11 protein-coding genes are annotated in these 14,745 nt (G+C 50.9%); 3 read left to right on the top strand and 8 right to left on the bottom strand.

The window, feature by feature from the left end:
* Positions 1 to 23 precede the first annotated feature (23 nt).
* Positions 24 to 998 (bottom strand): metallophosphoesterase family protein, encoded by a 975-nt coding sequence (locus tag QUW60_RS06720; RefSeq protein WP_289559378.1) that lies wholly within the window; start codon positions 996 to 998, stop codon positions 24 to 26.
* 241 nt (positions 999 to 1,239) lie between these two features.
* On the opposite strand from QUW60_RS06720, the gene mutA reads away from it, so the two are divergent.
* Both mutA and scpA read left to right on the top strand, forming a co-directional pair.
* Positions 1,240 to 3,108: a methylmalonyl-CoA mutase small subunit gene (mutA, locus tag QUW60_RS06725; RefSeq protein ID WP_289559380.1), complete on the top strand. Its 1,869-nt coding sequence runs from the start codon at positions 1,240 to 1,242 to the stop codon at positions 3,106 to 3,108.
* Between the two features lie 13 nt (positions 3,109 to 3,121).
* Complete coding sequence (gene scpA / locus QUW60_RS06730; RefSeq protein WP_289559381.1) at positions 3,122 to 5,272, top strand: methylmalonyl-CoA mutase; 2,151 nt, start codon at positions 3,122 to 3,124, stop codon at positions 5,270 to 5,272.
* Between the two features lie 84 nt (positions 5,273 to 5,356).
* On the opposite strand, the gene QUW60_RS06735 is transcribed toward scpA, so the two are convergent.
* Positions 5,357 to 6,016: a hypothetical protein gene (locus QUW60_RS06735; RefSeq protein WP_289559383.1), complete on the bottom strand. Its 660-nt coding sequence runs from the start codon at positions 6,014 to 6,016 to the stop codon at positions 5,357 to 5,359.
* 97 nt (positions 6,017 to 6,113) lie between these two features.
* Here QUW60_RS06735 and QUW60_RS06740 point away from each other — a divergent pair, with 97 nt between their 5' ends.
* Positions 6,114 to 8,183: an alpha-L-fucosidase gene (locus QUW60_RS06740; RefSeq protein WP_258338607.1), complete on the top strand. Its 2,070-nt coding sequence runs from the start codon at positions 6,114 to 6,116 to the stop codon at positions 8,181 to 8,183.
* A gap of 110 nt (positions 8,184 to 8,293) precedes the next feature.
* Here the strand turns inward: QUW60_RS06740 and metF are convergent, their stop codons facing one another.
* The 6 genes from metF to phnW form a co-directional block, all read right to left on the bottom strand.
* The gene (gene metF, locus QUW60_RS06745; RefSeq protein WP_258338606.1) at positions 8,294 to 9,256 is read right to left on the bottom strand and encodes a methylenetetrahydrofolate reductase [NAD(P)H]; all 963 of its coding nucleotides are present in this window, start codon (positions 9,254 to 9,256) and stop codon (positions 8,294 to 8,296) included.
* 87 nt (positions 9,257 to 9,343) lie between these two features.
* Positions 9,344 to 11,074, bottom strand: a complete 1,731-nt coding sequence (locus QUW60_RS06750; RefSeq protein WP_289559386.1) for a M56 family metallopeptidase — start codon at positions 11,072 to 11,074, stop codon at positions 9,344 to 9,346.
* A 10-nt stretch (positions 11,075 to 11,084) separates the two neighbouring features.
* The gene (locus QUW60_RS06755) at positions 11,085 to 11,462 is read right to left on the bottom strand and encodes a BlaI/MecI/CopY family transcriptional regulator (RefSeq protein ID WP_258338604.1); all 378 of its coding nucleotides are present in this window, start codon (positions 11,460 to 11,462) and stop codon (positions 11,085 to 11,087) included.
* 474 nt (positions 11,463 to 11,936) lie between these two features.
* The gene (locus QUW60_RS06760) at positions 11,937 to 12,347 is read right to left on the bottom strand and encodes a PaaI family thioesterase (protein WP_258338603.1); all 411 of its coding nucleotides are present in this window, start codon (positions 12,345 to 12,347) and stop codon (positions 11,937 to 11,939) included.
* Positions 12,348 to 12,371: 24 nt separating this feature from the next.
* Positions 12,372 to 13,421 (bottom strand): DUF2027 domain-containing protein, encoded by a 1,050-nt coding sequence (locus tag QUW60_RS06765; RefSeq protein WP_258338602.1) that lies wholly within the window; start codon positions 13,419 to 13,421, stop codon positions 12,372 to 12,374.
* Positions 13,422 to 13,617: 196 nt separating this feature from the next.
* Positions 13,618 to 14,715, bottom strand: a complete 1,098-nt coding sequence (gene phnW / locus QUW60_RS06770) for a 2-aminoethylphosphonate--pyruvate transaminase (RefSeq protein WP_258338601.1) — start codon at positions 14,713 to 14,715, stop codon at positions 13,618 to 13,620.
* Positions 14,716 to 14,745 lie beyond the last annotated feature (30 nt).

The following is a 14,745-nucleotide window of genomic DNA, read 5'->3' on the forward strand; positions in this document are numbered from 1 at the left end:
GGTTCATAACGCCCGGGAAAAAGTCACTCCGGGAAGCTTACTTCGTTGATCACCTTGCCGTCCTTCAAGCGGATCCATGTGCGGAAGCCGCGTTCGCCTTCCGTAAGTTCAATGATACGGGCACCGTTTCCTCCCGGTATGTCATGGTACACTGTCTTTCCTCCGGTAAAGCGGCCGTAGCAGAGAAGCATCCCGTACCAGTTCACCACATAGTCATTCACATGGTCATGGCCTACAAAGGTAGCCATCACGTCACCGGCTTCCAGCATGGCTGCAAACAGCCCCGTATTGAGAGCCGGCGCACATGCCTTTTCCTTGCGCGTGCCTATCAGCAAAGCCTTTTCATCCTGAGCTGCCTGGTTGTATTCGGGAAGAGGTATATGGAAAAATGCCAGAGCAGGCAGCGGCTTCCCTCCGTTCCTGTCCGTATACCCTGCGCTCTCTCTGCGGAACCATTCCACCTGCTCGGGCTTGATCCAGTCATATCCCTTCACATCCTTCCGCCCGGAATACGAATGACTGTCAAGTACATACATCACTGCGGCATCTTTCGCCCCGTCAGAAGAGCGGACCGGAAGGATATAGTTTGTCACTCCCGGAAGGCCTTCCACCGTACCGGTCAGGTTATTCGGCTTCGCCTGGATGTAGTCGCTCAACTGCTCTCGGGTCATGCCCTGCTCGTCATCATGGTTGCCCCATGTTACGGCAAAGGGTATATTCCGCGAAACGACAGGCTCAAGTGCCTTGTCAAGCCCTTCGGTTGCGGGACGTCCATAAATCAAGTCGCCCGTATAGATGACAAAATCGGGTTTTTCTGCCTCCAGCACTTCATTCATGCGCACGGACGCCTCCTCGCTTGCCGGATTGCCGGCCACCCAGTGAACATCTGTAAACTGCACGATCTTGAACTTTCCGTCGCTTCCGAAACGAAGCTGCTGCGCAAACAGGCTGCCTCCCATACAGCACAAGGCAACCAAACAAACAAGTCTATTTTTCATAATAAAACCGGTTTTTTGATGAATTATCAAACGATTTCCGGACAAAAGTAGCTCATGCCCGTTACATCACAATGACAAATATACAACATCCGTGCGACACTTCGCGGATTTTGTCCTTTTTATTCCGATGAAAATCATGGCGGATACAAGCCTAAGAATCCAAATATTTCGTATATTTGCTCTCGAAGGCACATGCCCGAACATTATTTTAAATCTGAATATCAACAAAACACATCTAATTATGGCAGATAATAAAGAAAAACTGTTTTCAGATTTCCCTCCTGTGTCTACCCAAGAATGGACAGACAAAGTGATGGCAGACCTGAAAGGGGCCGATTACGAAAAGAAGCTGGTATGGAAAACCAACGAAGGGTTCAAGGTAAAGCCTTTCTACCGCCAGGAAGACATTGAAGGATTGAAAACGACCGAAGGATTGCCGGGCGAATTTCCCTACATCAGGGGAAACAAGAAAGACGACAACACCTGGTTCATCCGGCAGGACATTGTGGCGGACGATGCAAAGGCTGCCAACGCCAAGGCACTCGACATTCTGAACAAAGGGGTGGATTCGCTGGGATTCTCCGTAAAAAAGTCCGACTTGAATGCCGAATTCATCCGCACGCTCCTGCAAGACATCTGTTGCGAATGCATCGAACTGAACTTCTCCACCTGCCAGCGGCACACGCTGCTCCTCGCCCAACTGCTGGCTGACTATTTCAAGGAAAAAGGATACAGCCCGGAAAAGCTTCACGGTTCGCTCAACTTCGACCCGATCAGCAAGATGCTGCAAAAGGGGAAAGACGTGAGCGGCGTGTTCGCTTTCGGAAAGGAAATCGCCGAAACGCTGAAAGACTATCCCAACTTCCGGTGCATTGCAGTCAACTCAGTCATGCTGAACAACTCGGGTGCCTACATTTACCAGGAACTGGGATATGCACTGGCCTGGGGAAATGAATACATGCGCCAACTGACCGAAGCGGGAGTGCCGGCTGATCTGGCCGCAAAGAAAATCAAGTTCCACTTCGGCATCAGCTCAAACTATTTCATGGAAATTGCCAAGTTCCGCGCCGCACGCATGCTTTGGGCAAATATCGTGGCGCAATACAAGCCGGAACGGACAGAATCGTGCATGATGAACATACATGCGGAAACATCGACATTCAATCTCACCTTATTTGATTCTTACGTAAACCTGCTCCGCACACAGACCGAAACGATGAGCGCAGCCATCGCAGGAGTCGACTCCATCACAGTCACTCCGTTCGACAAGGTATATGAAACGCCCAACGATTTCTCGGAACGTCTGGCGCGCAACCAGCAGCTCCTGTTGAAAGAGGAATCTCACTTCAACCGTGTGGCAGATGCAGCCGGAGGATCATACTATATCGAAACGCTGACCGCCTCCATCGCCAAAGAAGCATGGAAACTTTTCCTTCAGACAGAAGATGAGGGCGGAATGCTGGAAGGCATCAAAGCCGGAACAGTGCAGAATGCGGTGAATGCCAGCAACAAGACGCGCCACGAGGCTGTGTCCAGAAGAAAAGAGATTCTGCTGGGAACCAACCAGTATCCGAACTTTAGCGAACAGGCCGGCAACAAGGCGCCTTTGGAACATGCCTGCTGCTGCGGAAACGGAAAAGAGCACGGACACGAATGCGAAAAGCCTTTCCCGGCACTGAATACTGAACGTGCGGCAAGCGAGTTCGAGGCCTTGCGCCTGGAAACGGAACATTCGGGCAAACGTCCGAAAGCTTTCATGCTGACCATCGGCAACCTGGCCATGCGTCAGGCACGCGCCCAATTCTCGTGCAATTTCCTCGCCTGTGCAGGTTATGAGGTTATCGACAATTTAGGCTTCGCCACGGTTGAAGAGGGAGTTGAAGCGGCTCTCAAAGCAAAAGCGGACATCGTAGTGCTCTGCTCAAGCGATGACGAGTATGCAGCATATGCAATCCCGGCATTCAAGGCGCTCAACGGACGCGCGATGTTTATCGTGGCAGGAGCCCCGGCATGCATGGACGATCTGAAAGCTGCCGGAATCGAGAATTTCATCCATGTGCGCTGCAACGTGCTGGAAACCTTACGCGAGTATAACAAACAACTACTGTAAATCAGGACAAACCATGAAACCGAATTTTAAAGATATTGATATATTTGCCGGATTCCACCCCCAAAACGGAAAAGAATGGCAGAAAGAAAACAACATTACAGCCAACTGGAACACGCCCGAACAGATTCCGGTGAAACCCGTCTATACAAAGGAAGACCTGGAAGGCATGGAGCACCTGAACTATGCGGCCGGCATTCCTCCCTATCTCAGAGGACCGTACTCCATGATGTACACCTTCCGCCCATGGACCATCCGCCAGTACGCCGGATTTTCCACCGCTGAAGAGTCTAATGCATTCTACCGCCGCAACCTGGCATCAGGACAGAAAGGTCTGTCGGTTGCTTTCGACCTTCCTACTCACCGCGGATATGATCCGGACCATCCGCGCGTAGTGGGAGATGTGGGCAAGGCAGGCGTTTCCATCTGCTCGCTCGACAACATGAAGGTGCTGTTCGACGGAATTCCACTGAACAAGATGTCTGTGTCGATGACTATGAACGGCGCGGTGCTTCCCGTCATGGCATTCTACATCAACGCCGGACTGGAACAGGGGGCAAAGCTGGAAGAGATGGCCGGAACCATCCAGAACGACATTCTGAAAGAGTTCATGGTGCGCAACACCTACATCTATCCGCCAGCCTTCTCCATGAAGATCATTTCTGACATCTTCGAATATACTTCGCAGAAGATGCCGAAGTTCAACTCAATCTCCATTTCGGGCTACCACATGCAGGAAGCCGGAGCCACAGCCGACATCGAACTTGCCTACACGCTGGCCGACGGACTGGAATACTTGCGTGCCGGCATCGCCGCGGGAATCGACATCGATGCTTTCGCTCCCCGCCTTTCGTTCTTCTGGGCCATCGGAATGAATCATTTTATGGAAATCGCCAAGATGCGCGCGGCACGTATGCTTTGGGCAAAAATCGTAAAGCAGTTCAATCCGAAGAACCCGAAATCGCTGGCTCTGCGCACACACTCGCAAACCTCGGGATGGTCGCTCACCGAACAGGACCCGTTCAACAACGTCGGACGCACATGCATCGAAGCCATGGCAGCGGCGTTGGGCCACACCCAGTCACTCCACACCAATGCGCTGGACGAAGCCATCGCCTTGCCTACCGACTTTTCGGCACGCATCGCACGCAACACGCAAATTTACATTCAGGAAGAAACCCAGATCTGCAAGAACATCGATCCGTGGGCAGGTTCTTATTACGTGGAATCACTGACCAACGAAATCGCGCACAAGGCATGGGAGCACATACAGGAAATTGAAAAGCTGGGAGGCATGGCCAAAGCCATCGAAACAGGCATTCCGAAAATGCGCATTGAGGAAGCCGCCGCACGCACCCAGGCACGTATCGACTCGGGCGAACAGACCATCGTGGGAACCAACAAGTACCGGCTGGAAAAGGAAGATCCGATCGATATTCTGGAAGTAGACAACACCGCAGTGCGTCAGGAACAGATCGAAAACCTGCGCCGCCTGAAAGAAGGAAGAAACCAGGCCGAAGTAGACAAGGCGCTGGAAGCCATCACCGAATGCGCACGCACCGGCAAGGGCAACTTATTGGAACTGGCGGTAGAAGCGGCCCGTGTACGCGCTACCTTGGGAGAAATATCAGACGCCTGCGAAAAAGTAGTGGGACGCTATAAAGCAGTAATCAGAACCATATCAGGAGTGTATTCATCAGAAAGTAAAAAGGATGCAGATTTCGCCAAAGCGTGCGAACTGACCGAAGAATTTGCAAAGAAAGAAGGGCGCCGTCCGCGTATCATGATAGCCAAGATGGGACAGGACGGACACGACCGAGGTGCAAAAGTAGTGGCAACCGGCTTTGCCGACTGCGGTTTCGACGTAGACATGGGACCGTTGTTCCAGACTCCGGAAGAAGCTGCGCGCGAAGCGGTAGAAAACGATGTACATGCCGTGGGAGTTTCTTCGCTGGCCGCAGGACACAAGACACTGATTCCGCAAATCATGGAAGAGCTGAAGCGCATGGGACGCGAAGACATTCTGGTGTTTGCCGGAGGTGTCATCCCTCCGCAAGACTATGACTTCCTGTACAAGGCTGGCGTTATCGCCATCTTCGGACCGGGCACATCCGTAGCGAAATGCGCCTGCCAGGTAATGGACATCCTGCTTGACACGGAAGAATAAGCGCACAACCCTGACAAAATGAGCGGCCATCACGATGAGGATGACCGCTCATTTTCATGAAAACAAACGCCCATGTGCGGAACGCTAAAAATGGTACGCCACAGATAGCTGGGGAATGATCATCACCATTTTAAGCTTGTCACGCCGGGCAAAGGGAGATTCAAAAGAATAGTCGTTCCCATCATGCAGATTATAGAACCAGTAAAACTCTCCCGAAAGGGAAAGTCTTGTGCTCAGATGCCGGTTCACCTGATAAGCGAGTCCGATGTTCACATTCACGCCGAAGCCTGAAGCTGGCGCATCGTATGCATACCGGCCAACCGTTCCGCTGCTCTTGTAGTGGGCATATCCCACTCCCAAATCAATGTTGCTTGTAAGTCCTTCAAAAAACAGGCTCTTGTCGATATTCGAGAATTGGGGAGCGACATACATGACCTGCACATCTTCGTCCAGCAGATCAGGAACACTTCCCGCTATGTCACGGCTATGCAGATAATGCCTGAACGTCACACCATAACCCAGGCTTCTACAATAATTCAGCACATCCACATTGTACTGGAAGCCGCAGTTCCCTTTCTGTTTCGGGCCATACCACGCCGATTCGCCCGTTCCGGCCTGATTTGCAAAGCCTGCTCCGGCCCCCACACGCACAAGCAGGCCGTCCCCGCGCTCCCTTTCCGGAAGTCCGGCCACAGCTTCAAGCACCACAGCCAGCAAACAACACACAAATGCCAAGTTTTTCATATAGAATTAATTAAAAAGGTCGTCATCACAAAAATAGCTTTTTTTTTCATTTCACAAAATGAAGTCACTATCTTTGCTTTCAAGAAAAGCAAAACCCATGAAAAAGTTCGTTATCTTATTCTGCCTTCTGCTGGCAAGCGCCGGAATGCAAGCCGGGCATGATACCCAATCCTTCCGCCAATGGCAGGACAACAAATTCTCAATGTTCATCCACTTCGGGCTTTACTCCAAATTGGGAGGCGTGTGGAAAGGAAAACCCGTGACACAAGGATACAGCGAACAGATCATGGCTTTCGCTCCCGTTCCAAAAGACAAATACGAAGCACTGGCCGGAGAGTTCAATCCGAATTGCTTCAATGCAGACTCAATCGCCGCTCTTGCCAAGCGTGCCGGGATGCGCTCGGTTGTGCTCACCAGCAAACATCACGACGGATTCTGCCTGTTCCGCACGAAAACGACAGCCTACAACATTTATGACGCATCGCCATGCAAACGTGACCTGGTGAAAGAAATGGCGGAAGCCTGCAAACGCGCGGGACTGAATTTCGGGCTCTACTTCTCGCTCATCGACTGGCATTGCCCGTATGCTTCTCCTATGGCACCGCACAATGCGAATTTCATTCCGTCCAAACACCACGAATACAGCAAGGCACAGCTGAAAGAACTGCTCACCCGCTACGGACCTATCTCAGAGCTATGGTTTGACATGGGGTCGAACACGCCGGAACAAAGCAGGGAGCTTTATGAACTGGTACACCGGATACAGCCTTCGTGCATGGTAAGCGGAAGGCTCGGAAACGATTGCTACGACTTCTGCGTGATGGGCGACAACCAATATCCGGACGCTACTCTCCAGACACCGTGGCAGACATGCGCCTCGATGTTCAACGAAACATGGGGCTACCGTTCGTGGCAAAAACGGGAAAATGCAAAAGAAAAAGCCGCAGAAAAGATGCGCGCACTGGCCAACGTGGTTTCTCACGGAGGAAACTACCTGCTGAATATCGGTCCCGACGGACAAGGGAATGTGATTTCATTCGAAAGACAGGTGCTGGAAAGAATCGGGAAATGGCTCGGGCAGTACGGATATGCAGTATACGGAAGTGATTCTTCTCCCTTCAACGAAGAATTTGACTGGGGAACAGCCGCACGAAAAGGGAAGCAGCTCTATCTGTTTCTTTCAGGCAACTATCCCAAAGACGGAAAAATCACTTTCAACATGCCGGGATACGTGCTGGAAAAGGGGGACGGAAAAATGGCATCCTACCTGCAATACGGGGACGAGATTGTGCTCACCGTCCCGGCTTCAGCCTACAAAGACAGCGTGATTCATGTGCTCACTCTAGACTTCGACAAAGAAATCACCCGCTTCCCCGGGAAAAACGTAAGGAGCACGTCACTGACCGCACAGAACGCGACACCCCTCTACAGTTATTCGTGCTTCGACTATTACACCAACTACAAGAGCATCATCGGATATTCGTGGAATTTCGACCAGATTCTTCTCAAACAGCTTGATCTGATTTACACTCCGCAAGAAAAAGGGAAGACAATCGATCTGACCATCGACCAAAAGACTTATACGGTAGAGTTGGGCGAAGGAAAACCGCAAAGCCAAGATCCGTTGCCCGGGACAACATGGGGAGGCCTTTACCTATGCGGCCCCAAACATACTTCATTTGACGCTCCGGCAGCTCCGGAAACGGAAAGAAACGGCTGGAAGAAGCTGGATGCAGACAGCGGAACAGTGGCCTGCAAGCCATTTGAAACCTACTACCTGATGCAGGAGGTCGAATCTCCCCGGCAGCAACGGGTGATAGCGGAAATAGGTGCCGGAAACGGCATTGAGGTCTGCGTGAACGGAGTTTCCATCATGAAACACCTGAATCACTACCGATGCTCTTTCCGCAAGGAACAGGTAGCCATTCCGCTGCGCAAAGGAAAGAACTGCATAGTCATACGGCTCTACAACCGTTTTGAAAACCGGTTCGGCTATTTATTCCGCACAGCAGAAAAGCCCGTCACATACAAACAGGAAATAACTCTTCCCGAAATACTGAACGGGAAATCGCACACCGTAACCGTCAAGCCTCACAAGCCGGCTTCACCTCATACCGACGCGGAACTTTCGAACCTCCGCATCCGTCTCCGGAGGATTGCCATGTAGTTTCCTTAAAAAGGGCAAAGGGAGTCTGCGGAACAACCGGCTTACACCCCTGCGAGGGTGACGGACTCCCCTAACTCCCTTTAGCTCCTGCAAGGCAATAAATTCCTGCCTCAATAAATCGCTTCCGCAATTTTCCGCACGCTGTCTGATGCAAGAAGCGTATAGAAATGCAGTCCTTCCACACCGTGGCGAATCAGATCCTTGCATTGCTCGATGCTCCATTCCACACCCACTTCCTTCACTTCGTCGTCCGTCTTGCACTTTCGAAGCTCGGCGGCAAAAGGTTCGGGAATGTCCGTGCGGAACACTCTCGGCAGTACCGTAAGCTGACTCTTCAGCACTACCGGCTTGATTCCGGGAATGATCGGCACATTAATGCCCTCTTTCCGGCAGCGTTCTACAAACGAATAATACTTCTCATTGTCAAAAAACATCTGAGTCACCACATAGTCCGCTCCGTTGCGAACCTTTTCTTTCAGATAATAAATATCCGACTCCATGTTGGGAGCCTCCTCATGCTTTTCGGGATAGCAGGCCATGCCATAAGAGAAAGGCGTGTCTATGCCCTCGATCTTCGATCCGTCGAGCGCGATTCCCTGGTTGAACAGATTCACCTGCCGCTGGAGATCGGTGGCGTGTTCGTGATACAAATCCCTGTCTTTTGCAGGAATGTCGAGCGATTTCGCATCTCCGCGCAAAAGAAGCAGGTTGGAAATCCCCAAAAAGTTCAGGTCGAGCAGCGCATATTCCGTTTCTTCCTTCGTGAATCCCTTACAGATAATGTGCGGCACAGCCTGAATGCCGTACTTGTTCTGAATGGCCGCGGCCACAGCCACCGTACCCGGACGTTTGCGCACCGTAGCCTTTTTCAAGTTTCCATCAGCCTGGGGCACGTAGACCGTTTCGCTGTGATGCGAGGTGATGTTGATGTATTTCGGACCGAATTCTTTCAGCTTGTCGATTACATTATAAACCTTCTGGATGCTGTTACCTTTGAGCGGAGGCAGAATCTCGAACGAGAAGACCGGCTTCCCTGTGCTCTTATTCTCTTCTATAAAATCACGGACTTTCATAACTGTATTTTGTATTTTCAAGCACAAAGGTAACGAATCCTTAAAGAAACGAACAAACATTATTCGTTTTTTTAAGGATTCTGTCTTTTATCTTTTATTTTCGTCCGATGTTGCAATGCGCAGCACAGCATTTTTTTCCTGCACATTATGCTCAACTTCAGATTCGGAAGTGTTCAGCTTGCCCGCTTTCTTGGTCTTGATGAGAAGCACTCCGTTTTTTCCTTCATCACCATACTCCTCTATACCCTTGGCACCTTTTCTAAATATACTGATGCTTTCTATCTGGTTTTGGTCGAGTTTGCCAGGATCGCCCGTATATTTTTCTCCGTCCACAAGGATCAGTGCTTTTGACAAATCCTGTTCCACCGGCTTTTCGTCCGTTCCTGCAACCTTATCCACATCTGCCTTTCCCTCCTGCTCCTGAAGCTTAAACACGATAGGCAGAACAAATCTTGTCCGCACCGACTTTCCGTCCACACGTCCAGGATTCCATTTCGGCATCGAACCGATCACCCTAAGTGCCTCGGCATCCAGATACGGATCTGCTCCTTGCAGCACATGCATGCCTGAAAGGCTTCCGTCCTTTTCCACAACGAAACGAACGGCCACATTTCCCTCTATATGATTTTCAATGGCCTTTACAGGATAACGCAGGTTCATAGCAAGAAAACGGAAGCACTCCTTCATCCCTCCGGGATATTCCGGCACCATGTCCATCTCATCGAATATCTTTTCGGCCTTGCTTTCATCGGCAGAAGCATAGCCCACAACCACCACTTCGTTGTCTTTCAGGCTTCCTTTCTTCGATTTCAAAATCAGCATTCTGCCCTTCAGGCTGTCTTTCGGCTGCGCTGCCGGTCCGTTTTCCACACTTTTAACCTCATCCGCTTTCACAAATGCGGACAAATCTGTAACTTTGGCATTCGAAATTTCGCCCAACGGGTCTGAAACTTCAGGACGTGCAAAGGCGGCAACCGCCACGGCTGCCAGCGGAAGCACATAAACACACTTCATGCGCGCCCACGGATTGGATTTTCTTTTGATCATCATAGTGATACGTTTTTTAAGTGAACTGTGATTAAAGCTGTTGGCAAGAGAGTAGAGCCTTGCGCCAACGGCTTTTTTTATTAACAACAACTGATATTCTTTTGCATCGGCTCCGCCACACACGGCCGCTTCGTCAGCTTCATATTCGTGCACCGCCTGCAACTCGCGCCTCAGCCACCATACGGCCGGATTGAACCACTGGACACATGCCAGCAGCCCAGCAAACAAAAGGTCGTACGAATGGTACAGACGCACGTGCGCCTCTTCGTGAAGAAGAATCACTTTTCCATTTTCGCGCCAGTCTTTTTCAGACATCACCACAAACTTCATCCAACTGAACGGAGGCGCCTCACGCCTGTGCAGCACGAGGACACTTCCGTCAGAAAGCTGCTCTCTCTTGGCTCCGTCAAGCAGCCGGAACATACGGAATGCAGAGGCAACATGCCAGAAAAACGTGGCCAGCATCCCGGCAAAGTAAAGCAGCACGACAAAGCCTGCCCACGGAAACGCCGCCTCTTGAGTGCCATATTCCGGAAGCACATCCTGCGCAAGCCACCATTCTTCCGCCACAAAGAAAGAAGGAACGGCTGCATCCCCGTTGTCTAAGTGAATCTGCACCAACGGAAGCACACACGACAATACCGCCACGCCCAGCAACATGCACCGGTTGAAGCGGTGAAACGTTTCCCGGCTCAGCAGCACTTTATAGAATACGACAAATACAGCCAGGCACGCCGATGACTTCAATATATAAACCAGAACTTCTCCCATACGCTTCGTGTCATTTCCTTTCTTTTTCCCGATCCGCCTCTTCCACACGGCGCACAAGCTCCTTCAGCTCGTCAAGCGAAAGCTCTTCTTCCTTGACCAGCGAAGAAACGACATCGAGATACGAATTGTTGAAATACTTGCTTATCACCCCCTTCAGCGTCCGGCGCTTGAACTCTTCACGCGAAACCACCGGAAAATACCGGTAAGTGTTTCCGAACGCCGTGTGAGAAAGATAGCCTTTCTCCTCCAGCCCGCGCACAATCGTCGAAAGGGTATTGAAATGCGGACGCGGCTCTTCATAAAGCTCCACTATCTGCCTTACGAACAGGGGGCCTTTCTCCCAGAAAAATCCCATCACTTCTTCTTCTTTTCCTGTCAGTGTTTTCATAACGATATCTTTTTGTTCCACAAATAAACTAAAAGTTTTAGTTACACAACTAAACTATATAGTTAAACTAATTAAAAAGAGAAAATAAATCCGCCACATCATGCGCAAACGGTCTGTATGCCATAAAATTAAGCCACACATTCGCCGGACGGAAAATAAAGGCAGACTTTCATTTTCAAACATCCGATGCCAGCGCAAAAAGGTTATCTCCAGACTAAAGACATGCATCTCCAGACTAAAGATATATGTATCCAGCCTAAAGATGTAAATCTCCAGTCTGGAGATAAAGATTCATCCGCGTTACTCCGCCTTTTCTCTGCGGACAAAAATGATTTTCCGAACGCACAAAAGCATAAAAATGACCGCACAGACTCACCCGTCCGAACGGTCAGAAAAACAGCAAAAGCATACAGGTTCCCCAAAAGATGCCTTCGGAGCAGTTTCCGGAACCTCCACTTCAGTCAAGCCACCCGGCTATTCCAGTCCATCCACATCCAGTTCTTCGCTTTTCCGATATCCCGAACTGGTGAGGACAGCGACCAGCTGCAGATTCTCGTCCATGATGCGCACTTCGATGAAAGGCACGCGGGCATGGTTGAACACCTCGTTCGCTTCGGCATAAACATATCCCTTCCGTGCCGGACGGAGAAACGTGATCTGCGCATTGAGCGAAAGCGTAAGCTTCTCGCGGCTGTTGGCCACTGCTGCAAAAGCCAGGTCGGCCAGCGTGAACAATGCACCGCCCTGGCACACTCCCCCGGCATTCAGATGATTGTCTGTCACTTCCATCCGGGCTTTGGCATATCCCGGACTGATTTCAAGAAGTTCCACTCCGGCACAAGCCGCAAAACGGTCGTGCGAGAGCATTTCTTTCAGCGTTCCCATATAGCTAATTCAATCAGTTGGTAATTAATGGATTGTAACCATTGTGGCTCCGAATCCGTATTCACGGAACGAAGCATCCTGGCTGGTATAGGTCTTGTATTTCCGCTTCAGTTCATCAAGGATGGCACGGCGCAGCACCCCGTCCCCCTTTCCATGGATAAACACGATGCGCTGGCCTTTCTTGTTCTTGAACTCATCCAGCGTCTTGCGGAACACGTCAAGCTGGTAGTCCAGCATTTCCGAATTGCTCATTCCCGCCGTATCATCCAGCAGCGCATGGATATGCAGGTCTACCTCCACGATGTTATTCTTCACTTTCCGCTGCTCTTCCTTAGGCCGTGCGGGCGCATCCGGCACCGACTTCTGCAAGAGAGCCGTTTTGATGTCATCAGCCGAAACATACACCTGTTTCACCGCCTCATCATCCTTCACCACATCATAAACCAGCGCAGGCTCTGCAAAGAAGTCGGAAGGCTGGAACGTATGCAGCTTGTAGAACTTTACGGTATCGATGCGCAACTCCTGGCTTACGGCAGGCTTCAGCAGGAAGGTACGGTCGTCCTTATAAGCAAGAACCTGCACCGCCACATGCTCCAGCGCATTCAGTTCCGACTTGTCGAACTCTTCCAGATGCTGCTTCATGTTGGGCTTCACAGTCCCGCGGCTCCGGAGCGTCCAGCTCTTCCCTTCGGCCGACAGATAGAGATAATCGACAAAATAATTGCTGTCGTTCACGAGATAAGCGTCAAACGATGTCGACGAGATGGCTTTCAGGTCTTGCGGCACAAAGGCCAGAAATACGTTCAGCACGTCGTTTCCGCGGATTTCCGGCGCACGGTAAGTAACCGGACGGCTGTCTTCCTCTTCTTCTTCCTTTTCAGGAAGAGCTGGCTTCTGGGCCGTCTTGAGCGGAACGTTGTAGTCATCCGTTTCCACGACTACACACTCCTTCACCAGCATCGGTATTTCGAATCCGTCTTCATCGGCTACCAGCGCCACATCCTTGCTTTGAAATCCTTTCACAATGCCGCCTCCCACTTCGCTCAGGAAACGGACTTTATCTCCTATTTTCATAATTCCGTCTGTTTTCTTTTTCATTTCATACGCATACAAATGTAGACACTTTTCAGAATAAAATCAAAAAAAGACGCTCCGGAATCAAGAGCGGAGCAAAAAAAGCCGGGCGCGGAAACGCAGAAACGCGAAGACTCTCCGATTCTCTTCCCCGCATTTCCGCATTCCGCGTCCGGCCTTTCCAACGCCGTTTGTGTCAGCCGATCTTTATATTCAGCTCTCTGACCGCTTCAATCAGGCGGATAAAGTCGGCAGGAAATACATCGCCGATGTTTCCTATACGGAACGTGTCTGCCTGCGAAATCTTTCCCGGATAAATCACAAAGCCTTTCGATTTCAGCGCATAATAGAACGCCTTGAAGTCAAAATCCGCACTCGGATAATAGAAAGACGTGATGACCGGCGACTGCTCATTGTCGGGGAGCAGGGTCTTGAACCCCAGCGAACGCATCCCTTCCACCAGAATGCGGTGGTTCTCGCAATAGCGGGCATGACGCGCCTCCACTCCCCCTTCAATCTGCAGCTCCTTCATGGCCTGCATGAAAGCACGCACCACGTGGGTGGGCGAAGTAAAGCGCCATTTTCCGTGGCCTTTTTCCATTGTTTCCCACTGGTCGTACAAGTCGAGCGACAACGAACGCGCCACTCCCTTGCACTGCTCCAGCAACGAACGGCGGGCTATGACGAAACCAAATCCCGGAACACCCTGGATACATTTGTTCGCACTGCTGATCAGGAAATCGATGCCTAAGGCAGCCATGTCGACAGGAACTCCGCCGAAGCTGCTCATCGCATCCACAATCAGCACCTTGCCGTGCGATTTCACCGCCCCGGCAATCTCTGCCAGCGGATTCAGTACGCCTGTAGTAGTTTCACAATGCACCACCGACACGTGAGTCACTTCCGGATGTGCATTCAGATACCCGTCAATCTCCTTCGGGTCAACGGCCTGAGTTTCGTCAAACTGCATCACATGGCAATTCAGATGATAATATCCGGCAATCACCCCCATGCGCTTTCCGTAAGCGCCGTTCGCAACAACCAGCAGATGGTCGTCCGGACGTATGGCAGAGCCTAAGGCAGCCTCAACGCAGAACGTCCCGCTGCCCTGCATCAGCACGGACGTATATTCTTCCGGCCGGCTGGTTGCCAGTTCCACCAGCTGCTTGCGGATAACTTCTACAATACCGATGTTATAATCTTCATCCCATGTACACCAGTCACTCATCATGGCTTCTTTCACGGTTTCGCTCGTAGTCAGCGGACCGGGGGTCAACAGTAAATAAGGTCGCATATCTGTTCTGTTTTTTATATTTTCAACATT

The organism is Bacteroides gallinaceum (assembly GCF_030373775.1).
In the GTDB taxonomy this organism is placed as follows: domain Bacteria; phylum Bacteroidota; class Bacteroidia; order Bacteroidales; family Bacteroidaceae; genus Phocaeicola; species Phocaeicola excrementipullorum.

Excerpts from the sequence above, each read along its gene's own strand:
- metF (WP_258338606.1), bottom strand. The coding sequence starts at position 9,256 with ATGAAAGTCCGTGATTTTATAGAAGAGAATAAGAGCACAGGGAAGCCG.
- QUW60_RS06720 (WP_289559378.1), bottom strand. The coding sequence starts at position 998 with ATGAAAAATAGACTTGTTTGTTTGGTTGCCTTGTGCTGTATGGGAGGC.
- scpA (WP_289559381.1), top strand. The coding sequence starts at position 3,122 with ATGAAACCGAATTTTAAAGATATTGATATATTTGCCGGATTCCACCCC.
- QUW60_RS06755 (WP_258338604.1), bottom strand. The coding sequence starts at position 11,462 with ATGAAAACACTGACAGGAAAAGAAGAAGAAGTGATGGGATTTTTCTGG.
- phnW (WP_258338601.1), bottom strand. The coding sequence starts at position 14,715 with ATGCGACCTTATTTACTGTTGACCCCCGGTCCGCTGACTACGAGCGAA.
- QUW60_RS06735 (WP_289559383.1), bottom strand. The coding sequence starts at position 6,016 with ATGAAAAACTTGGCATTTGTGTGTTGTTTGCTGGCTGTGGTGCTTGAA.
- QUW60_RS06760 (WP_258338603.1), bottom strand. The coding sequence starts at position 12,347 with ATGGGAACGCTGAAAGAAATGCTCTCGCACGACCGTTTTGCGGCTTGT.
- QUW60_RS06765 (WP_258338602.1), bottom strand. The coding sequence starts at position 13,421 with ATGAAAATAGGAGATAAAGTCCGTTTCCTGAGCGAAGTGGGAGGCGGC.
- QUW60_RS06750 (WP_289559386.1), bottom strand. The coding sequence starts at position 11,074 with ATGGGAGAAGTTCTGGTTTATATATTGAAGTCATCGGCGTGCCTGGCT.
- mutA (WP_289559380.1), top strand. The coding sequence starts at position 1,240 with ATGGCAGATAATAAAGAAAAACTGTTTTCAGATTTCCCTCCTGTGTCT.
- QUW60_RS06740 (WP_258338607.1), top strand. The coding sequence starts at position 6,114 with ATGAAAAAGTTCGTTATCTTATTCTGCCTTCTGCTGGCAAGCGCCGGA.